The organism is Herbaspirillum lusitanum P6-12 (assembly GCF_000256565.1).
GTDB lineage: Bacteria > Pseudomonadota > Gammaproteobacteria > Burkholderiales > Burkholderiaceae_D > Herbaspirillum > Herbaspirillum lusitanum.
Genome location: NZ_AJHH01000527.1, coordinates 1 through 396, shown reverse-complemented (window position 1 = coordinate 396; position 396 = coordinate 1). Strand labels below are relative to the sequence as shown.

Here is a 396-nt window from a genome sequence, read left to right as displayed (position 1 = left end):
GCTTTTCGGCATCGATGCCGTCGATCGCTTCGTTGCGCAAGAACCGCGGCCGCAACACGGTGCGATAGCGTTCCGCGCTGGATGGCGTCATCAGATCGGCCTGCGTCATCTTGCCGACTACCTGTTCGCGCGTGTACCCAAGCCAGGCCAGTTCCGTGTCATTGATCTGCACGATCAGGCCGCTTTCTTCATCAATCGAGTGGTAACCGCACGGCGCCCGGTTATACAGATCCTCGATCTCGTCCGCATACAGCTGCGTCTTGGCTTGCGCTTCCAGGCGCCGCAGCGTTTCGCGCTTGAGCCGCAGATAGACCGCGATCAGGATGGCGACGATGACAACACTGCCGCCGACGATGGCGACGATGGTCCAGCGGATGCTCTCGCGCGCGCGCGCGG

1 protein-coding gene is annotated in these 396 nt (G+C 62.4%); it reads right to left on the bottom strand.

Annotation, left to right across the window (positions count from 1 at the left end):
• Nucleotides 1-396, bottom strand: a 396-nt coding sequence (locus tag HLUSI_RS29295) for a PAS domain-containing protein (RefSeq protein ID WP_040503613.1), incomplete at both ends; no start/stop codon positions are given.